This window comes from Streptomyces sp. NPDC085524, from assembly GCF_044541755.1.
Taxonomy (GTDB): domain Bacteria; phylum Actinomycetota; class Actinomycetes; order Streptomycetales; family Streptomycetaceae; genus Streptomyces.
In genome coordinates, this window is sequence record NZ_JBITTH010000035.1 from 32,447 (window position 1) to 51,523 (window position 19,077).

Here is a 19,077-nt window from a genome sequence, read left to right on the forward strand (position 1 = left end):
GACGAGGATCAGCGTCGGTCCCGCATCACCGTGCCGCTCGTAGGCGATGACCGTACCGTCGGACGAGCCCACCTCGGGCATACCGAACTCCCCCTGTTCGCCCGCCGCTTCGAGCGCACCCACCGTGTCGCTGCCCGCCCCGAGCGATCGACGTCCCGGACGTTGCGCCCCTGGCGCACCGAGGGGACCTGTACGGATGCACAAGATCAACAGCGGCCTCCTGGCCGACCCGCCACGCGACGACCCGAACGGCTTCCTCAGCGGCCTTCGGGGAGGCCCGGTGCATCGGGTGCGAGGCCCGGCGGGAAGCCCTGCGGGAGGCCAGGCGGGAGGCCCCTCTCGTTCAGCGGGGGCAGCGCGGTGACCGCATCGGTGCACAGGCCGTAGGTGTACAGGGTCGTCCGCTCGGTGGCGTTGCTCCTGCCGCTCACGTACCAGCCTTTCGGCCCATGGTTCCATGCGATGGAGCTGGCACTCATGACGAAGGCCCCTGGGTCCCTGTACGCGAGGAAGCCCCCGCCGCCCGTGACGAGCTGCCCCGCCGGGCAGTCGTCCGTTCTCGCCGTGACGACCTGGCCCGGATCCACGTCCGTGTGGCCCCACACCGCGTACGTCGTGATCTGGCGTTGGGTGGGCGCCTCGGCCGCGCCCTGCTGGGCGTACGAGATTCCGGCACCGGCGGCAAGGGCCGCGGCAGCTGCCAGGGCCGCCGTGTGGATGAGTCGCATGATGACCTCCCGAACGAGTGAAGTGCTCGAGAAGTCCTATTGCCCTCGCGACGTCGCCCGCCTGCCGCACTCACGCGAATACCCCAAGCAGAAACGATCTACCAGCGCCTCTCCGGGTGAACGGCCCCCTTCCCCTGCGGCTACGCGCCGCGGCCGCTGCGCAGGGCCCGGATGAGCCAGGGGTACGCCGGGGCCAGGTTCGGTACCACCTGCCAGCCGTTGACGATCCACACCAGCCGCCAGTACCGGTCGACGCGGGGATCGTGGGCCTCCTCGAACCGCCGGGCCAGCCAGTCCCGGAACGCTCCGTCGGGAGTGCGCCCGAACGCCTCGGCGAAGCGGTGCACGAGCTCGTCGACGACGGGTACGGCCCGGTGGCCGAGCGGGTCGGTGCCCGACTCCACGGCCTCGGCCACCTTCCGCCGGACGAGGTCCATCAGCTCCTCGCCGGCCTCGCCCTCGATGCCGGGCCCGCCGCCGGCGGCCTGGTGCACGGCCGTCCGGCGCATCCGCGTCCGGAAGTCCTCGTCGCCGACCAGCTCGGCGAGCTCCACCCATGCGGCGACCTGCTCGGCGGACGGGTCGTCGGGGAGGTCGGGGGTGGCGGCGCGGACCATCGCCGCTGCGGCGGGGGCGCCTTGCGCCGTGCCGGGGCTGCCGAAGGTGTCTTCGATGAAGTCGTCGATCAGACGTCGGCGTTCTTCGGCAGACATCTGCGTGAGCCTGTGCATGAGCTTGATCTCCTCGGGACTGGAGCCGCTTGCGGCCACGGCTCGAAGGACGCTCCGGCGCAGCTGCAGCACCCGGATCTGGGCGTCCACGGCATCGGCGTGCGCCGCGGCCACTTCCGCCACCGAGAGCTCGCGGTCCAGTACCCGCCGGACGGTGGCCAGGTCCATGCCCAGCTCGCGCAGCGTGCGCAGGAGTTCCAGGCGGAGCAGTGCGTCGAGGCCGTAGAGCCGGTAGCCGGCGGGGCTTCGGGTGGTCGGCGCCACCAACCCCGAGTCGGAGTAGAACCGGATGGTCCTGACGGGCAGGCCGGTCCGTCGGGAGAGTTCCCCGATCGAGCAGAGGGTCGTGGCGTCCATGACTCCCACTCTGCTGTCTCCAGTCACTGGAGACTCAAGGCTACGTCCCGGCAGCGGCCGGCGCCGCCGGCAGCCCCCGCCGTGACGCGCACCGCGGCCCGGGTGGCCCGGCTGTGCCGGGCGATGTTCGCCAGCGCCTCGGTGACCGCGGAGTAGGTGATCGCCTCGACCGCGGCGGGGACTTCACCGGGCTCGCCGATGCCGCCGATGTCGATGCGGGTCGGCACGCCGGCCCGGGCGGCCAGGGCGAGGAGCAGGTTGCCCAGGCAGAGCAGGGCGAGTGCACCCGCGGGCAGGCCGGTGGCCACGTGAGTCACGAGCCAGGCCAGGTCGTGGCGCAGGGCGCGGGTGCGCGGCTCCGCCGCTCGGCCCGGCTGGCCCGGACGGCCCGGCTCGCCCGGACGGCCCGGTCGGCCCGGCAGTGGCGCGCCAACGAGCGTCACCGTCGCGGTCATCAGGGTGCCGAGCAAGTAGCCCCCGCTGCGCGCGGCGCGGACCGACCGTGCGCGGGCATCGCCGATCACACCGTGCACTGGTCCGCGCTCGTCTGCCGCCGTACGGGACCGGGAGCGGCCTTCCGACGCGTCACCGTACGCGCCGGGCGCCCCCGCGGCACTACAGCCGGCCGTAGGTTTCCGGCGGCCCCTGCGGTAGCGACGCGCGGCCGGCCGCCTTCCTGGCGTGGCATCCATGAGATCCGAAATCGCGGCCTCCGCGCCGCAGCACCGCCCTCACCGCCCTCACCGCCCGTCCCGACAGGGTCACCACCGCCTCCGCCGGGGGTGGTTGGCCCTGGCGGCCGCCGCACTCTGCACCGCGGGTGTGGCCAAGGCCGTCCGGCCCGCCGGCAGCAGGACCTGCGCCGGGACACCGATGCCATCCGGGCGCTGGGGGTCACCGGCGTCCAGGCGCGGGTGACCACCGCCTCCGGACGGGACCTGGTCGCCACCGCCGGAGTCGCCGCGGCGGACACGGACAACCCGGCACCGCAGGACGGCTACTTCCGCATCGCCAGCACCGGCAAGGCACTGATGGCCACCGTGGTGCTGCAGTTGACCGACGAAGGGAAGCTGTCACTGGACGACACGGTGGACCGGCGGCTGCCCGCTGTCATCGACGGAAACGGCAACGACGGACGGAAAATGACCGTGCGTCTGCTCCTGTCGAACACCAGCGGCCTCCACGACGACCTTCCGGCTTCGACACCCCGCAGGAGTACCACCAGCACCGCTACGACACCCACACCCCCGAGCAGATCGTCGCCCGGGCGATGGAGCACAGCCCGGACTTCGAGCCCGGCACGGGCTGGAGCCATTCCAACACCGGCTACGTGCTCCTCGGCATGATCGTGGAAAGGACCGTCGGGCACCCCTGGCCGAAGGAGGTCGAGAGCCGCATCCTGAAACCGCTCGGCACGGACCACACCTACCTGCCGGGCACCACGGCCGCCCTGCGCAGCCCGCACGCCAACGGCGGCTTCAACGACCCCGATGGAATGCTCCGGCAGCACAGGGCCGCCACCGACCTCGTCGACCGCGCCCTGTGCGACACCCCCGGCAGCGAGTAGAGAAGGAGCCCTGCCCGGATGGCCGTACCCGAGACGACCGCACTCATCCGCGCATGCCTGCGGGACGGCACCGGTGGCACCGGTGGCAGCCCCACCGCAGTGGTGCCGGACGACGACCGGCTGAGCGACGAGGACCGCCGGCGCGTGCCCGTGGAACGGGGGACCTCGCACGCGGTGTTCCTCCGCGTCCACCGCCGGCCCCGGCCCGAAGTCCGCATCCGATTCTTCACCTCCGCGGGCGAGCTGCCCGCCTGCGGCCACGGCACGGTCGCCGCCCTGGCCTTCCTCGCCTCCCGGGCGGGGGCCGGGGCCGAGGCGGGGCCGGGGGCGGGGGCGGAGTACCGGGCCACCCTCAGGACGTCCACACGTACGTTCGACGGATGGGCGGTGCGGAACGGGGCGCACTTCTCCGCGAGCTTCGACCCCGGCCCCGTCGGTCTCCGCCCGCCGACCGCTGCCGAGCGGGAGCTGGCGCTTCCGCCGCTCGGGATCGCCGCGGACGGGGCCGCGCCCGGGTTACGGGTGGCCGGGGTGGGCCGGGAGCGCCTGCTGGTGCCCGTTCCGAGCCGCGCCGCGCTCGCCGCCGTGGACCCGGACCTCGACGGGCTGCGGGACGCGTGCGACCGTCTGGGCCTGCTGGGCGCGTACGTCTACTCGCCTCCCTCGCCCTCCGGTGAGCTGGCGGCCCGGATGTTCGCACCGTCGATCGGGGTCCCGGAGGACATCGCCAACGCCAACAGCACCGCCTGCCTGGCCGCCCTCCTGGCGCGGCGCGGCACCACCCGCATCGCCGTCGACATGGGCGATGCGGTCGGCAGCCCCGCCACCGTCACCGCCACGGCACGCATCGGGCCGTCGGGCGTCCGGATCCGCGTGGGAGGTGCTGCCACGGCCGCGGGCTTCCGAGTGGCCGGTTGCCGGGAGGCCTGACAGGCTGTCGGGAGTGATCAACGGGAGGCGTCCGTGCTGCTCGAAGGCGTGATGCTGCTGTGGTTCCTGCAAGTGGCCGTCGCAGTGGTCTTCGTCGCCGTGGACATCCGCAGAACACCGGAAGCCACGGTGATGAAGTGGGGCTTCGTCGTCATCAGCGCCTTCAGCAGCCTGTTCGGCGCCCTGGTGTACGCGCTGAGCTGCCGTGAGCCGCTGCCCGGCACGCACGAGCAGTACGTGGCGGCGAAGTGGCGGCAGGTCGTCGGATCGACCATGCACTGCGTGGCCGGCGACGGCATCGGCATCCTCGTCGCGGCGGTGATCACCTACAACCTCGGGCTCCAGCCGTGGGCCGAGCTCCTGTGCGAGTACGCCCTGGGCTTCCTGTTCGGCTGGACGGTCTTCCAGGCCCTCTTCATGAAGGACATGTTCGGCGGCTACCGCGCGTCGCTGAAGAAGACTTTCATGGCGGAGCTGCTGTCCATGAACGCGGTCATGGGCGGCATGACGGCGGTCATGAACCCGTGGATGACCAACACCGTGCCCCACCCCAGCCCCACCGGCCCCACCTTCTGGTTCATCATGTCCATCGCCCTGTGCGCCGGCTTCCTCGTGGCGCTGCCCATGAACTGGTGGCTGGTGGACCGGGGGCTCAAGCACGGCATGGTGACCGTCCTCGATGCGGAGCCGGTCCCCCTTGCCGCGGGGATGGCCCTGGCGGGTGCGGCCCTCTCCGGCGGGCCGGGCCCCGCCCCCGCCGGAGGGCACGGCCACCACACGATGCAGGCCGGGGTCGGCCGCCGCCGGCTCGCGGTCATGACGGTGGTCAGCTTCCTCGTCTTCGGCGCCGGAATCCTGATCGCCGGCGTCTTCGGGCACCTGACCATGTGATCGTGCCGCATCCTCCCTCCGGGTGGAACGCACACCCGGTCGGATGGAGCGGAGCCCCGCGCCCCGGCCCGTGCGGCGCTGCGCCTCCCCCGTCAGACCTGGCGGGCCCCGCCGTCCACGAAGAGTTCGATCCCGGTGATGTAGCTGCTCTCGTCCGAGGCGAGGAACAGGGCGGCGGAGGCGACCTCCTCGGGGTGGCCGGGGCGGCCGAGGGGAACCCGGCCCGTCGCCTCCTCGACGACCCCGGCGGGGGCCTGCGCCAGGGACGGGGTCGCGATCGGGCCGGGGCTGAGGGTGTTGACGCGGATTCCGCGCCCGGCCAGTTCCAGGGCCATGCTGCGGGCCATCGAACGGACGGCGGCCTTCGTCGCGGCGTAGACGCCGAAGCGCCGGGAGCCGCCGGAACCTGCGGCCGAGCCGAGCAGGACGATCGAGCCGCCGTCCTTGAACAGGGGCAGTGCGCGCTGGACGGTGAAGAAGGTCGCCTTGAAGTTCAGGTCCGACGTCAGGTCGAACTCGTCCTCCGTGAGATCGGCGAGTACGGCCGGTCTGCCGCCCCCGGCGTTGGCCACCAGGATGTCCACGGGGCTGCCCCCGGCCTCCACCGCCGTGTAGAGGCGGGTGAGGTCTGCCTCGCGGGTCACGTCACCCGGGACCGCGATCACCCAGGGGCCCAAGGCCTGGGCGGCCGCGGCGAGTTCCGCCTCACGTCGGCCGGTGAGGAAGACCCGGGCGCCCTCCTGGACGAAGCGGGCGGCTATCGCCAGGCCGATGCCGGACGAACCGCCCGTGACCACAGCGACCTTGCCGTCGAGCTGTCCCATACGTCGTCCTCCGCGCTGTGGGTCCCTGACGAAGCGGGCCGGGGTGCGCCCGAGGGTCGGGCAGCGGCCCCGCGAAGTCAAGGCATCCTCCGCGCGGCCCGCAACGGGCGCTGCCCCGCGAGCCGGTGGGCTCGCGGGGCAGCGGGGATGTGCGGGGGGGCCGGGCGCTGTCCGGGGGTCAGGGACAGGTGGCCAGGAGGACGGAGACGACCGTGCAGGTGGCGGTCGCGCCGTCGTTGAGCGTGTTGGGGTCGGCCGGGGCGGACACCGTCCGGGTGGCGGTGACCGAGACGCGGCCCAGCGACAGCAGGCTCAGCGGTACCCGGAACGTCTTGGCGGATCCGGTCCCGCCGGCGATGGTGCCGTACCCGCAGGTCACGGTGGCGCCCAGGGCGGTGCACCCCGGGGCCAGGGCGGTGGCGGACGAGCCCGGCGGCAGCGTCGCGGTGAGCGTGGCCGAAGTGACCGTGCCGGGGCCGGTGTTCTGGGCGGTCAGGGTGTAGGTGAGGTACGGGACGAGGAGGCTCAGGCCCGGCTGTGCGGTCAGGTCCACGTCGATGTCGGCGGGCGGGAGCTGGTAGGTGTACCGGCCCGCGCCGACCGCGGCGCTGGTGCCGCCGGGGGTGGTGACCTGTACGTCGACGGGGCCCGCGGCGTGCGCGGGTGCGGTTGCCGTGCACGTGGTGGCGGTGCAGGACAGCGCGCCGGCCGGGTTGCCGGGTCCGAAGGTGAGCGCGGTGGCGCCGCTCAGGCCGGTGCCGCTCACCGTGACGACGGTACCGCCGTCCGTCGTGCCCGCGGACGGGCTGAGCGAGGTCACCACGGGCAGCGGAATGTAGGTGAAGCGGTCCGCGGCCGACGGCGCGCTGGTGCCGCCGGGGGTGGTGGCCTGGACGTCCACCGTTCCGGTGCCGGCCGGTGCGGTGGCGGTGCAGGAGGTCGGGGTGCAGGAGACTCCGGTGGCGGGGTTGCCCGCGCCGAAGGTGATGGCGGCACCCGTCAGGTTCGTGCCGGTGACCGTCACCGCGGTGCCGCCCGCCGCGAGTCCGGTGGCCGGGCTGACGGCGGTGACGGTGGGCGCGTCGAGGTGGAAGGCGAACACGATCCGGCCGTCTCCGGCGTTGGCCCCGTTGGCCAGGGTGACCGGTGAGCCGGGGACCGTGCCGGAGACCAGGCTGGATCCGCCGCCTCCGCCACCGCCTCCGCCGCCGGTGGTTCCGTACCGGCCGCCGGCTCCGCCCCGGCCTCCGCCGCCGTACCCGGCGCCGCCGCGCCCGCCGGCGCCGGTCGGGCTGAAGACCCCTTGCGCGGCGGAGCCGCCGGAGCCGTTCGGGTAGGCGCCCGGGGAGCCGTTCGCGCCCTCGTTGTCCGTGCCGAACCCTCCGGTCCCCGCCGTCCCGCCCGCGAGGTCGGTGCCCGGGCCTCCGCCCGTACCGCCCTGCGCGTCCGGGACCAGGCCGTTGCCGTTGGCGCCCGCGCTGCCGCTGTCGCCGCCGGCCGCTCCCGGGTAGGCGGGCGAGCCGATGCCCGGACCGCCCGCGCCGCCGCCCGAACCGGCCGTCAGCAAGGGGGCGCCGGCGGCCGTGGTCACCGCGACGAGGGCGCCGCCGGACCCGGGCGCGCCGAACTGCGGGTTCGCGGCGGCGCCGGCGCCGCGTTTGCCGACGGTGACGTTGAACGTCTCCCCCGGAGTCACGGGGACGGTCGCCACGAGGTGTGCGCCCTTGCCGCCCGGTGTTCCGTCGAACGCGTTCCCGCCTCCGGCGCCGTCGAGGGTGACCACGGCGCTGGTCACGCCGTCGGGCACGGTGAGGCTGCCGGGACCGCCCGCCGTACAGGTGATCGTGGTGACGGCATCCGCCACGACCGGGGCGGCGCACACCCCTTCCGCCGCCGCCGGACCCGCCAGGACCGTCAGGCCGCTCGCGGCCAGCGCGGACGACGCGGCCACCGCCAGCAGGCGGCCCCGCCACCAGGGTCTTGGCCCGCGTGACACGGCAGTCGATGACATCGAAGTCTCCCCCTCTCAGCTCCGTCCGGCGGCGGCCGGAGGCGAAGACTCCTGGGAAGCCGCGGCCGGACGCTCCGGCACGACGAACCGGAGCGCCGTTCCCCACGGCGCCGCCGACCGTTCGCCGGTATCGGGGGCCGCGCGCGGGAGCGACGGCCCCGTGATACCGGCGGAAGCATCGCAGCGGCTGACGCACGGCGGGCGTGAAATGCCGGATCATCACTCCGGCCCTGCCGAAAACCCCGACGGGTACGCCGAGTTCGCGCGGATGTGCTAGGGCTTCACGCCCGGGACGGGCGTTCCGTGCGGGGCACTCGTGCCGGGGCGGCGTCGGACTGCGGCTGGTTCTCGACGGTGATCGTCACGCCCTCAGCCGGTCAGGCCGGAACCCCGCCGGTCGTCGGGGGCACCGCGCTCGGGCGGAGGACCATGAGCGAGTCCTCCGGGGCCGCGACCATGGCGAAGGGGAACCGGTCCAGCTCGAGGCAGAGGGCGACGTCATCGGGATGGGCTCCTTCGCGCACTCCCTCCGCCAGCTCGGCGGCGGCCCGCGACCCGGCAGCGCGGCGGAGGAACTCCGCCGGTTCCGCCGGTTCCGTCCCGTCCCCGGCGGCCCTCCGGGCGATGTACTGGGCGCACGCGAGGTCTTCCTCGGCCCGCCCGCCCTCGCCGGTGACCACGAACGTGACGCCGTCGCACGTGCGCGTCCGCAGGAGCCGCGCCGTTGCCTCCGCCACCACGAAGCCGGCGCACAGCACCAGCGAGGCCTCCTTGACCGCGAGGGCGCCGACCGTCCCGGCCGTGGTCTTCTGCACGACGGTGCGCCCGCGGAGGTCGGCGGACCGCAGCAGGCCCGGCGAGTTGACCATGTCGAATCCGGGCGCGGGCGGACCGTCCTTGAGCGCGACCCAGTCCGGATGGCGGGCCTTGAGCGCCAGGGCCTCGTCCAGGGAGCCGGCGAGAACGATCCTCTCCGCTCCCTGGGCGAAGACCCAGGCGGCCACCGTGTAGGCACGCATGACGTCGACCACGACCGCCACGGAGGGGACTTCGGACAGCTCTGATATGCCGAGGAAGCGAGCGTTCATCCGATCATGATCGTGCATCCCCCTGCCCGATGCCGTGTATCGCGGGCATATGGAAAATCACATACGCCGCCACAACGGCCCGCCGTCTTCCATGGGTACATGAACCACAGCGCATTCCCGTCGGCACCGCCCCGCCGCACGCGCAGCACCGTGCTCCTCGGTCTGGCGGTCCTCGGCCTGGCGGGCGCCGTGTTCGCCGTCCGCCGCCCGCTCATGATGTCCGCTCCGATGTGCCTGGCCGGACGGTGGCACGGCTGCTTCGACACGTTCAACGGCGTGGTGCTCATGACGCTGGTCGCGCTGCCGCCGGCCGCGCTGGTGGTGTGGGCCCTGGCGCGCCGCCGGCGTGCGGCCGGGGTCGGGGCCGGACCGGCGTGGCGGACGTCGCTGGCCGAGGTGGGCATGGTCCACGGGACGGTGCCGTTCGTGTGGCTGACCATGATGCCGGGCGCCGGGGCCGGCGTCGTACCCGGCCGGGTGAGCCTGGTACCGCTGCGGGACCTGGCCACGATGGGGCCGCTCGGGATCGTCGGCAACCTGCTGGTCTTCGCGGCGCTGGGGTTCTTCGCCCCGGTGCGCTTCGCGGCCCTGGCATCGCTGCCGCGCATCCTGGCGCTCGGGGCCGGCTGCTCGGTCCTGGTCGAGGTCGCCCAGTACGTCCTGCAGCTGGACCGGGTGTCCTCCGTGGACGACGTACTGGTCAACGCTTCGGGCGCCGTGCTCGCCGCGCTGGCGTCGCGCCGCTGGTGGCGAAGTGCGGCGCAGGATGCGGACGGCTCTCCGCATGCGCCGGATACGCCGGATACACCGGATACGCCGGCGATATGCCGTACTGCTTAGGCTACGGACATGCGCGTACTGATCGTGGAGGACGAGCCCTTCCTGGCCGAGGCCGTCCGTGACGGTCTGCGGCTGGAGGCGATCGCCGCCGACATCGCCGCCGACGGCGACTGCGCCCTGGAGCTGCTGAGGGTCAACTCCTACGACCTCGCCGTCCTCGACCGCGACGTCCCCGGCCCCTCCGGCGACGAGGTCGCCCGGCGCATCGTCGCCTCCGGCAGCGGCATCCCGATCCTCATGCTCACCGCCGCGGACCGGATCGACGACAAGGCGTCCGGGTTCGCGCTCGGTGCCGACGACTACCTCACCAAGCCGTTCGAGCTGCGAGAACTCGTCATGCGGTTGCGGGCGCTCGACCGCAGGCGCGCGTACGCCCGGCCGCCGGTGCGCGAGATCGGGGGCCTTCGGCTGGATCCCTTCCGCCGGGAGGTCTTCCGCGACGGACGCTACGTCGCGCTCACCCGCAAACAGTTCGCGGTGCTCGAGGTCCTGGTCGGCGCCGAAGGCGGGGTCGTCAGCGCCGAGGAGCTGCTGGAGCGGGCCTGGGACGGAAACGCGGACCCCTTCACCAACGCCGTCCGCATCACGGTCTCCGCGCTGCGCAAACGGCTCGGCGAACCATGGGTCATCGCCACGGTGCCGGGCGTCGGCTACCGCATCGACACCGGCGGGCCGGGCCCGGACCCCGGTACTGCCCTCGACCCCGGTTCCGGCCCCGGAGCCGCCCGCCCCGACGGTACGCATGCGTAGGCGTCGCGGGCTCAGCGCCCGGCTGAAGCTCGCCCTCAGCTACGCCGGGTTCCTCGCCGTCGCCGGCGCCCTGCTGCTGGCCGTGGTGTGGGGCTTCCTGCTGCGCTACGTGCCCGACAACTCGCAGGGTCTTCTGGGGACCTCGCCCAACCGGTACCTCCTGGTGCGCATGTTCGCCCCCGCCGCAGCCGTGGCCATGGCCTTCCTGCTCCTGTTCGGCCTCGTCGGGGGGTGGGTCCTCGCGGGCCGGATGCTCGCGCCGCTCGCAAAGATCACCGCCGCGGCACGGATGGCCGGGGACGGATCGCTGTCCCACCGGATCGGCATGGAAGGCCGCGAGGACGAATTCCGCGAACTCGCCGACGCCTTCGACACCATGCTCGGCCGGCTCGAGTCGCACGTCGCCGAGCAGCGGCGGTTCGCCGCGAACGCCTCCCACGAACTGCGCACCCCGCTGGCCATCTCGCAGACGCTGCTCGACGTCGCCCGCAGGGACCCCGCGTACGACCGTGACGAGGTCTTCGAACGCCTGCAGGCCGTCAACACGCGGGCGATCGACCTCACCGAGGCCCTCCTGCTGCTCAGCCGCAGCGACCGGGGGAACTTCACCCGCGAAACCGTCGACCTCTCCCTCGTCGCCGAAGAGGCCGCCGAAACCCTGCTCCCCCTCGCCGAACAGCGCGGTATCGCGCTCGACGTGACCGGCGGAGCAGCACCCACGCGCGGCTCCGCGGAGCTCCTGCTGCGGCTGGTGACGAACCTCGTCCAGAACGCCGTCGTCCACAACTTCCCCGCCGGCGGCACCGTGATGGTGCACACCGAAGCGGAGCACGACGCGAGCGTGCTGCGGGTCGAGAACACGGGGGCTGCGGTGCCTGCGGAGCTGGTACCGACCCTCACGGAACCCTTCCAGCGCGGGACCGAACGCGTACGCACCGACGAGCACGCGGGCGTCGGCCTCGGTCTCGCCCTCGTGCAGAGCATCGTCCGCGCCCACGGGGGAACCCTCGACCTCGTGCCCCGCCCTGCGGGAGGTCTCGTCGTCACGGTCCGGCTTCCCGGCGCACGCTAGGCACTTGGCCGTGTGCGGATGGCAAGCGGCCCCGGCCTTCATGGCACTTCACAGGTCCCGGCCGGCGCGGGGAGAGCGTACGGTGCTCATGTGATCAAAGGCGAGAACACGGCGGGGACCGCACTGCTCCTCGCGGCCGCGCCGACGGGCAGGAGCCGGCTCATCAACGCCACCAGCGTCCTGCCCACCCTCGCGGCCGTCCCACCCAGCACCCTCACCCGAACCCCGGCCGGCACGATCGTCGAGCTCGCCGATCCGATGGACCAGCAGACGGTGCTCACCCGGGTACGCGCGGCCGCCGCCACCGCGGGCCCGCTGAGCCTCCTCATCACCGGGCAGCTCCAGCTCGACGCGCGGCAGCACCGGCTCCATCTGGCCCTGGCCCGGTCCACTCCCCCGACCGTGCGCTATTCGGGGATGCCCTGGGACTGGCTGGCCGGCGAGCTCAAGCCGCGGCGCCCCGACTCGACGCGGGTGATCGTCGACCTGGTCGCAGCCCCCGACGCCTGGGAACAGATCCGTGCGTACGGTCTCACGCTCGGTCACGGGATGTCCCTCCACGGCCGGGTGGCACCGCCGCCGCCCCGCAACCGGCCCGCCGAGCCGTCCTACCTCCAGGCCGTGGCCACCCTCTGGCGCAGCGGGCTGAACCCGCCGCCGGCCGAGCTCCATGCCAGGGCCGCCGCCCAGGCCGGCCACGACGGGGCACTCCTCCTCGCCGTGGAAGCCGCCCCGGCGCCCGTCCTGGGACCCGCGGCACCGGCTCCCGCTGCACCGGCTCCGGCGGCGGCGACCGAGGACCCGCTGCCCGCGATCCTCGCCATGGCGCACGCCGGGCGCCACGGCGAGGCGACGGCGCTCGCCGTTCAGTGGGAGCGGTGGAACGTACGGACGCACGGCGCGGGGTCCCGCGAGGCCGTCCACTGGCTGGAGGTACGGGCCGATCTGGCCCATGTCGCCGGCGACGCGGGGGGCAGCTGCGAGCTGTGGATGACGGCCGCCGATGCCCGCCTGGCCCGCCACGAGGCCCCGGACAGCAGCGGTGTCCAGGCGGCCGTGGACCGCGCCCACCACCAGTGGCAGCAGCTCCGCGACCCCCACCGGGCCCGCGAGCTCGGCCCGCACCTGGTCTCCCTGCGCCTCCGGGTCCCCGGGCAGCGGCCGGGTGCCACGGAAGCCGTACGGCGCCGACTCGAGCTTCTGCACGCCGTGCCGGGGGCCCTCACCGCGGGCCAGTGACCACGGCCGGGCGGCGTCGGACCAGGCCCCCTGGTCGGCGAGGACCTTGTGGTCTTGTACGGTCGCAGCCCACTTAGCTCGGTGCCCTGACCGGTTGGTGCGCCGGACGTGCTCCCTGGAGCCCGAGGATGCGCCCCGCCAAGGGAGTGAAGGCGGTACCTGTGCGGGGGAGGTGCATGACCGAATTGGATCAAGGACTCATTAGATCCGGATGAAACCGGCCCAAAGGAGCAGTCTTGACCAATTCGATGGTCTTCGGCGAGCTGGAACTTGCCTTCACCGACCAGTACAGCTGGCGATGGGATGACGAGAGCACGGGCGGCAAGTACTGGGTGAGCTTCTGGCACCCCAAGCCCCCGGAGGGCTTCCACGCGCTCGGGTCGGTCGCGCTGCCGGCGTGGGGGTCGGAGAACCTGAACCCCAAGACCCCCAACACCAAGGTCAAGGAACACGTCGTCTCGCTGTGCGTGAAGGACGCTCCGGCCAAGGCGAGTGAGGGCAAGAAGCCTCCGCTGGCACACCCCGAGGACTACACCGTGGTGTGGAAGGACGTGGGCAGCGGCGGCAAGCACTACGGCGCGTGCTGGCGTCCGGTCGCGCCCGGCGGCTACGTGGCGATGGGCTGCGTCATGTCGGAGAACACCTACGACAAGCCCGCGCTGACGGACGTGATGTGCGTGCGGGAGGACCTCACGCACATGGCGGACCTGAAGTGGGTCTACGAGGACAAGGGCACCGGGGCGAAGGACTACTTCAGCGTGTGGGCGAATCAGGTGCCGCCCGCTTACCAGGACGGACGCGACGGCGGCCACCGGGCGCTGGTCGCACCGAACACCTTCACCGCGGCATCGAGCTGGGACGAGCCCTCCCGGGGAGCGCCGGAGCGTCGGGTCCTGTGCATTGAGATGCCGGTGGAGGAGAAGCCGCATCCGGACGGGTTCCCGAAGCTGACGGGCAGGATCCGGCCGGCCGACCGTACGCCGGAGACGACGGTCAACGCGGTGTGGGTGCCGTTCATGGCCGTGAAGGACGACGACAAGCCGGCGTCGTGGAAGCTCGCCAACTCCCCGTTCTACCGGATCGAGCGCCTGTCCTCGTGGTACATGCACCGGTTCGTCAACAACACCACCAGCACCCCGCAGTCCGTCTCGGAAACGGTGACGGTCGGCGTGGAGAAGGACAGGAGCGACACCTTCAGCGCTGAAGTCGGCATCTCCGTCAGCGCACAGGTAGGCGTCAGCTCCGGCATCGCGAGCGCCTCGGTCACCACCACCTACAGCCTGGCACTGGGCTACTCCCGCAGCACCGCCACCAAGAACCTGGAGCACAAGTCGGTGACCCACAATCTGACGACGCCCCCGAACAAGGCGGCCGCCATGTGGGTCGGCGACCACACCATCCAGGTCACCCGCCAGGACGGCACCCACGTCGGCACCCCCCTGACCTTCCACGGAGACAGCACCCACTTCGACGAGTTCCCCGACTAGCCGGCACGGCAAGACCACTGAAAGGGCCCCCGCTGCGACGCGGGGGCCCTTTCACTGCTCCAGGGGCCTGCGATCGGGAGGGTTTCGTGGCCGGCTGAGTCGAGCCCGACCGCTCCGCCGCAGGGCTGGTCCGGAGAAGCCACCAGACCGGTGGAACACGCGGTGTTCCACGCGACCTCGCACGTCAGCAGCACGCCCGGTCCGCTGTTCACCATCGTGATCGGCGCAGGGCTGATCCTGGTCGCCGACCGCTGTCCGGGGAAGCTGCTCAAACTCCCCATGGCCGGAAGGGCCCGCGACGTTCTGATCAAGGCCGTCGGCCGCAACGCGTACTTCGCCATGGCGTCGGTCACGGGCGTGACCGTCATCACCCAGTCCTCGACGATCACCACGTCCGTGCTGGCGCCCTTCCCCGGAACGGGCATCCTGACACCGGCGCAGGGGTCCTCGCCGTCCACCTCGGCACTGTCTTCATCGCCCGGCCGGCCCTGGTCATCGTACTGGTGGGCGTCCTCTGAGCACGGCACGCCCGCCGGTGACGCACCGCGCATCCAGGCGTTGTTCCCCACATGGACAGAGACGAAGACCTTCTCGACGTGCTCCTCGACCGGGCCACCGACAGCCGGCTGAAGCTGATCAGCGAGGACGAGGCACGGGCCGTGATGGTGCTGCTCGGCATCCTCGGGGACCAGACCCGTTCCGGTGAGATCCGCGAGGCCGCCGAGGAGCTGCGCTGCCGCCTGGGATCACGACTGGGCGCCCCCGCAGCGCCGTACCGGCCCGCCCCGTGGAGCGGAGCCGGAGCCCTGCCGTCGCAGGACGCGTAGCAGCAGGGTCGGGTCCGGCTCGCGGGCGGTCAGGCCGGGCTCCGGCGGCGGATCACAACCCCCCGCTCGGCCGGCCTCCGGGCCCTTGCCATGATCGTCCGGTGAACAACGACCAGCGCATACACCCCTCGAAGGCGGCCGACGACCGCGCGTCGCTCACCTCGTTCCTCGACTACCAGCGGGCGACCCTGGCGATGAAGTGCGCCGGGCTGACCGGCGAGCAGCTGAAGCGGAAAGCGGTCCCGACCTCGGGGCTCACGCTCCTGGGCCTGGTGCGGCACGCGGCCTCGGTCGAGCGGGGCTGGTTCGGCCTCGTCGTGAACGGCGAGGACGTCACGCCGCTCTGGCCGGGCGAGGCCGGCGGCACGTTCGCCGAGTTCCACGTCGAGGACGCCGACGTCGACGAGGCGTTCGGGGCGTGGCGCGAGGAGTGCGCCCGAGCCCGCGCGGTCACCGCCTCCGTGCCCTCACTCGACGACACCGTCGACTTCCGCGGCGAGACGATCTCGCTCCGCTACGTGCTCACCCACATGATCGAGGAGTACGCGCGCCACAACGGCCACGCCGACCTGCTGCGCGAAGCGATCGACGGAGCGGTCGGCGAGTAGGAGCGAGCAGGAAGCCGGACGATGCCGCCCGGGGCGCTGTCAGCGCCTCGTGGAAACTGCAGCGCATGTCTCCTTCAGTGCACAGGCAGCCGATCTGGCGGGTGGCCTCCTGGCCGGCGTCGAGGCCGTCGAGCGCCTCGGTTCCCGGATGCGCCGGGCCCGGATCGAGCGGCAGGCCCAGGAGTTCGCCCTGGTGCCGGGCGGCGGCCCGCAGCACCGGCTGAACGCCCTGGGCCTGCACATCGCCTACGACACGTACCGGACCGGGCTGAAGAGCGCCGTCACCGCGGTGCACCGCGGTGACGGCGGCGAGTCGGCCTGCGGTGGCTACGGCCGACTCCTGGGGTGGCTCCCCCTGGCCACGGCCGACCGGAACCCGTTCGCCGCCGAGTTCGCGTACGGGCCGGATGGCGAAGGCCTGTGCGAGTCCTTCGCCACCCGGCCCGTGATCGCCCTCTGATCCCGGAGGCGTTCCGGCCGCGCGGGCGTTCCGTCACATCGTGGGCGGGCCCGAGTGCACCGAGGTGTCGGCGTGCCGGAGTTCGGCGAGCAGCTCGCTCTGCCCGGCCAGCAGCTCGGTGAGGATGCGCCGTGCTGCCCGCAGGAGTTCCGCCACGTCACCACCCGCCAGGGCGTAGCTGACGGTGGATCCGTCGCGGATGGAGACCACGATGCCGGATCGGCGCAGTACCGCGAGCTGTTGGGAGAGGTTGGACGGTTCGATCTCGATCTCGTTCAGCAGTTCGCGCACTGGGACCGGGCCGTTCTGAAGCAGTTCCAGTACGCGGATCCGAACGGGATGTCCGAGCATGCGGAAGAACTCCGCTTTGGCCTGGTACAGCGGCACCTGCATGCAACAACACTCCCACCCGGGTTCGACCATTCATGGTCCAGCGGCCAGCCCTGCTGGATCCGCGATGTCCAGCTCCAGCCATCCTCCCGCCTCCCGGCCCCGGCCCACCCGTGGCTGATCACTTTCAGATGTGCCGAGTTGAAGATTTCTTCAACTCGTGGGCGCAGGAAGCCGGGAAGCAGGACGAACGGTTAGAGCTCCAGCTCCGCCTCGATGCGCTTGAGCTGGTGCCTCGCCATGGCCAGGTTCGCCCTGCCCTTGTCCAGGACGATGTACAGGAACAGCCCATTGCCTCCTCGGCCCTTGATCAGCCGGATGAGGTGGTACTGGCTGCCGAGGGTGATCAGTACGTCTTCGATCTCCTCCTTGATGCCCAGCATCTCCATGGTGCGGGCCTTCGCCCTGATCACGTCGGTGTTGCCGGCGGCGGCCACTTCCAGGTCGAGGTCCTTGCCCCCGCCCAGCGTTCCGAGGGCCATGCCGCTCGTGTAGTCGACCAGCGCGGCCCCCACGCTTCCCTCGATCGAAGTCATCGCCTCCTTCAGAGACGTCTCCACGCTCACCATCAGTACTCGCTCCCTCGACTCTCGACGGCCCCGGCGGACTTCAGAAGCTGTCGCCAGGTGATGACGGCAGACGCTACCCACTGGGCGTCAGGAGGATCAGGAAGAACGGGTATTCGGCGGAAAAAGATCCCTCGCACCCTAGAATGCGCTCCCCCGCCGGCGCCGCCGACGGCGCGAGCGGTCGGTTCGCCGTCCGTCGGCCGCCTTCCGGTCAGGGCTTTTCCCGCGCATTCCCCGTCATGCGGCCGTGCCCGTGCGGATGCGGTGTTCGCGCCAGAAGGCCGTGAGGTCGGTGGTCGTCGCCGCCTGCGCCGCGCGCTGGAAGGCGGTGGTCGTGGACACCCCGTACCAGTGGTCGCGTGCGTAGCGCTTCAGCATGCTTGCCATCGCCGGGCCGCCCAGCACCTTCTCCAAGTCGTGCAGCACGCAGGAGCCGTTGAAGTAGACGAAACGGCTCCAGCCAGGACCGTAGGCGGCCCAGTAGTCCATCGGGTTGGTGACGGCCTGGGTGTCGTCCTCCCAGACGACGTACTCCGCACACGCTTCGCCGTGGTCTCCGACGAGCAGGTCGTTGGAGTAGGTGGCGAAGGCCTCGTCCAGCCACGGCGACGCGTATTCGTCGTTGCCGACGATGCCGTACCACCACTGGTGGGCCAGCTCGTGGATCACTCCGCTGCCGGTCTCGTCCAGGGAGACCAGGACCAGCCCGGGGAACTCCATGCTCCCGATGGGGGCGAACCCGTCGCTGATGACCACGTCGATCTCGCCGTAGGGGTAGCGGCCGAACCGCCGCCCGAGGTCGTCGACGGCGCGGAGCGCCTCGGCGCGGGCGGCCGTCACCCAGGCGTCCGGAGTGCCGGCCGTCCAGGAGGACCGGACCCTGACGCCGCCCGGCGACGTCTCCGCACCGCTGCGGAACGGGCCCGCCGCCCACGCGAAGTCCCGTACCTGGCGGGCGGTGCTCGTGGTGAGGGTGCGGCCGGGGGCTCCGGGCCGGGTGGTGGTGACGCCGGTTGCCGGGACCTTCAGCGCGGCCGGGTGGTCGAGGGTGACCTGGAAGTCGGAGGCGAGCGTGTAGTAGCTCTCGCCGCGGTCGAAGGGCGGGTCCAGGTGCCAGCCCCCGGCGTCCCGTACGGCCAGCACCGGAAGGGCGTTCCCGAGGTAGCGGTGGTCGCCGTCCCGGCCGAAGCGGTGCAGCCGGTCGGGGACGGTGATCGAGACGTCGAAGCCGACCGTGGCCCGGCCGCCGGGCGGCACCGGGGCGGACAGCACGATCCGCAGCGCACTGCACCCGACCGACAGGGCACCCTGGTCACCGCCGGTCACCCGGCTGATCCGGACCGGGGAGGGCGTCCGGGGCGTGCCGCAGCCGTCGGTGCCGTTGCCCCACAGGCGGACGTGTACTTCGCGCAGCGGTTCGGCGGACCGGTTGCCGAACGCCACCGTCTCCCGGCCGGTCCAGCGGGTTCCGGTGGCGTCCGCGCTCAGAGCGACCCGGTACGCGGGCCGGGAGGGCGCCAGGCCCTCGGCGCCGTCCCCGCCGTCCACGGCGGCCGCGGCGGCCTGGGTGCCGAGCCCCGTCAGCGCCAGGAGCGCCCCGAGCGCCAAGGCCGCGATTCTGCGTCCGGTCCGTTTCATGGTCCGCCCCCGCAGTCGTGGTGATGGGCATGCGCGCCGCCGACGCTACGGGACCGGCATGCCCTTGCCC

The 19,077-nt window shown here is 72.6% G+C and carries 21 protein-coding genes and 1 pseudogene; 13 read left to right on the top strand and 9 right to left on the bottom strand.

Going from position 1 to position 19,077, the window contains the following annotated elements; translation table 11 throughout:
• Positions 1-257 precede the first annotated feature (257 nt).
• The 3 genes from ACIGFK_RS37065 to ACIGFK_RS37075 all read right to left on the bottom strand — a co-directional run bounded on the left by ACIGFK_RS37065 (position 258) and on the right by ACIGFK_RS37075 (position 2,340).
• Entirely contained in the window at positions 258-728 is a 471-nt protein-coding gene (locus ACIGFK_RS37065; RefSeq protein WP_400055375.1) for a hypothetical protein, read from the bottom strand.
• Positions 729-868: 140 nt separating this feature from the next.
• Positions 869-1,816, bottom strand: coding sequence for a MerR family transcriptional regulator (locus ACIGFK_RS37070; RefSeq protein ID WP_400055377.1), 948 nt, complete (start codon positions 1,814-1,816; stop codon positions 869-871).
• 23 nt (positions 1,817-1,839) lie between these two features.
• The gene (locus ACIGFK_RS37075; protein WP_400055378.1) at positions 1,840-2,340 is read right to left on the bottom strand and encodes a hypothetical protein; all 501 of its coding nucleotides are present in this window, start codon (positions 2,338-2,340) and stop codon (positions 1,840-1,842) included.
• A gap of 390 nt (positions 2,341-2,730) precedes the next feature.
• On the opposite strand from ACIGFK_RS37075, the gene ACIGFK_RS37080 reads away from it, so the two are divergent.
• Genes ACIGFK_RS37080 through ACIGFK_RS37095 form a run of 4 tightly spaced genes read left to right on the top strand, consistent with a single transcriptional unit; the run spans position 2,731 to position 5,204 of the window.
• On the top strand, positions 2,731-3,162 hold the full coding sequence (locus ACIGFK_RS37080) for a serine hydrolase (RefSeq protein WP_400055380.1): 432 nt from the start codon (positions 2,731-2,733) through the stop codon (positions 3,160-3,162).
• Positions 3,072-3,383 carry a serine hydrolase gene (locus ACIGFK_RS37085; protein ID WP_400055444.1) on the top strand — a complete coding sequence of 104 codons (312 nt, stop codon included), beginning with the start codon at positions 3,072-3,074 and terminating at the stop codon, positions 3,381-3,383. The genes ACIGFK_RS37080 and ACIGFK_RS37085 overlap by 91 nt, the downstream gene beginning before the upstream one ends.
• An 18-nt stretch (positions 3,384-3,401) precedes the next feature.
• A complete protein-coding gene (locus tag ACIGFK_RS37090; RefSeq protein ID WP_386469558.1) occupies positions 3,402-4,313 on the top strand; it encodes a PhzF family phenazine biosynthesis protein in 912 nt (303 codons plus the stop codon).
• Between the two features lie 33 nt (positions 4,314-4,346).
• On the top strand, positions 4,347-5,204 hold the full coding sequence (locus tag ACIGFK_RS37095) for a DUF4396 domain-containing protein (RefSeq protein ID WP_400055382.1): 858 nt from the start codon (positions 4,347-4,349) through the stop codon (positions 5,202-5,204).
• Positions 5,205-5,296: 92 nt separating this feature from the next.
• On the opposite strand, the gene ACIGFK_RS37100 is transcribed toward ACIGFK_RS37095, so the two are convergent.
• The 3 genes from ACIGFK_RS37100 to ACIGFK_RS37110 all read right to left on the bottom strand — a co-directional run bounded on the left by ACIGFK_RS37100 (position 5,297) and on the right by ACIGFK_RS37110 (position 9,127).
• Positions 5,297-6,028, bottom strand: coding sequence for an SDR family NAD(P)-dependent oxidoreductase (locus ACIGFK_RS37100; protein WP_376657146.1), 732 nt, complete (start codon positions 6,026-6,028; stop codon positions 5,297-5,299).
• A gap of 178 nt (positions 6,029-6,206) precedes the next feature.
• On the bottom strand, positions 6,207-8,039 hold the full coding sequence (locus ACIGFK_RS37105; RefSeq protein WP_386469567.1) for an IPT/TIG domain-containing protein: 1,833 nt from the start codon (positions 8,037-8,039) through the stop codon (positions 6,207-6,209).
• A gap of 377 nt (positions 8,040-8,416) precedes the next feature.
• Positions 8,417-9,127 carry a 2-phosphosulfolactate phosphatase gene (locus tag ACIGFK_RS37110; RefSeq protein WP_400055384.1) on the bottom strand — a complete coding sequence of 237 codons (711 nt, stop codon included), beginning with the start codon at positions 9,125-9,127 and terminating at the stop codon, positions 8,417-8,419.
• A 99-nt stretch (positions 9,128-9,226) separates the two neighbouring features.
• On the opposite strand from ACIGFK_RS37110, the gene ACIGFK_RS37115 reads away from it, so the two are divergent.
• The 9 genes and pseudogenes from ACIGFK_RS37115 to ACIGFK_RS37155 all read left to right on the top strand — a co-directional run.
• Complete coding sequence (locus ACIGFK_RS37115; protein ID WP_400055385.1) at positions 9,227-9,967, top strand: VanZ family protein; 741 nt, start codon at positions 9,227-9,229, stop codon at positions 9,965-9,967.
• Positions 9,968-9,976: 9 nt separating this feature from the next.
• Complete coding sequence (locus ACIGFK_RS37120; protein WP_400055387.1) at positions 9,977-10,717, top strand: response regulator transcription factor; 741 nt, start codon at positions 9,977-9,979, stop codon at positions 10,715-10,717.
• Positions 10,710-11,789 (top strand): sensor histidine kinase, encoded by a 1,080-nt coding sequence (locus ACIGFK_RS37125; protein WP_386469577.1) that lies wholly within the window; start codon positions 10,710-10,712, stop codon positions 11,787-11,789. The genes ACIGFK_RS37120 and ACIGFK_RS37125 overlap by 8 nt, the downstream gene beginning before the upstream one ends.
• Positions 11,790-11,879: 90 nt before the next feature.
• The gene (locus ACIGFK_RS37130) at positions 11,880-13,028 is read left to right on the top strand and encodes a hypothetical protein (protein ID WP_400055390.1); all 1,149 of its coding nucleotides are present in this window, start codon (positions 11,880-11,882) and stop codon (positions 13,026-13,028) included.
• A 236-nt stretch (positions 13,029-13,264) separates the two neighbouring features.
• Complete coding sequence (locus tag ACIGFK_RS37135) at positions 13,265-14,515, top strand: Vps62-related protein (RefSeq protein WP_400055391.1); 1,251 nt, start codon at positions 13,265-13,267, stop codon at positions 14,513-14,515.
• 150 nt (positions 14,516-14,665) lie between these two features.
• Complete coding sequence (locus ACIGFK_RS37140) at positions 14,666-15,145, top strand: hypothetical protein (RefSeq protein ID WP_400055393.1); 480 nt, start codon at positions 14,666-14,668, stop codon at positions 15,143-15,145.
• Complete coding sequence (locus tag ACIGFK_RS37145; protein WP_376657137.1) at positions 15,112-15,342, top strand: hypothetical protein; 231 nt, start codon at positions 15,112-15,114, stop codon at positions 15,340-15,342. Before ACIGFK_RS37140 ends, ACIGFK_RS37145 begins: the two co-directional genes overlap by 34 nt.
• Before the next feature lie 101 nt (positions 15,343-15,443).
• The gene (locus ACIGFK_RS37150; protein WP_376657136.1) at positions 15,444-15,950 is read left to right on the top strand and encodes a DinB family protein; all 507 of its coding nucleotides are present in this window, start codon (positions 15,444-15,446) and stop codon (positions 15,948-15,950) included.
• 205 nt (positions 15,951-16,155) lie between these two features.
• Positions 16,156-16,410 (top strand): annotated as a pseudogene (locus tag ACIGFK_RS37155) (hypothetical protein); the annotation flags it as partial.
• A gap of 33 nt (positions 16,411-16,443) precedes the next feature.
• Here the strand turns inward: ACIGFK_RS37155 and ACIGFK_RS37160 are convergent.
• From ACIGFK_RS37160 to ACIGFK_RS37170, 3 genes are all read right to left on the bottom strand, one after another.
• Positions 16,444-16,803 (bottom strand): ArsR/SmtB family transcription factor, encoded by a 360-nt coding sequence (locus tag ACIGFK_RS37160; protein WP_376662339.1) that lies wholly within the window; start codon positions 16,801-16,803, stop codon positions 16,444-16,446.
• A 191-nt stretch (positions 16,804-16,994) separates the two neighbouring features.
• On the bottom strand, positions 16,995-17,369 hold the full coding sequence (locus ACIGFK_RS37165) for a hypothetical protein (RefSeq protein ID WP_376662340.1): 375 nt from the start codon (positions 17,367-17,369) through the stop codon (positions 16,995-16,997).
• A 237-nt stretch (positions 17,370-17,606) separates the two neighbouring features.
• Entirely contained in the window at positions 17,607-18,977 is a 1,371-nt protein-coding gene (locus tag ACIGFK_RS37170) for a M1 family metallopeptidase (RefSeq protein ID WP_400055396.1), read from the bottom strand.
• Positions 18,978-19,077 lie beyond the last annotated feature (100 nt).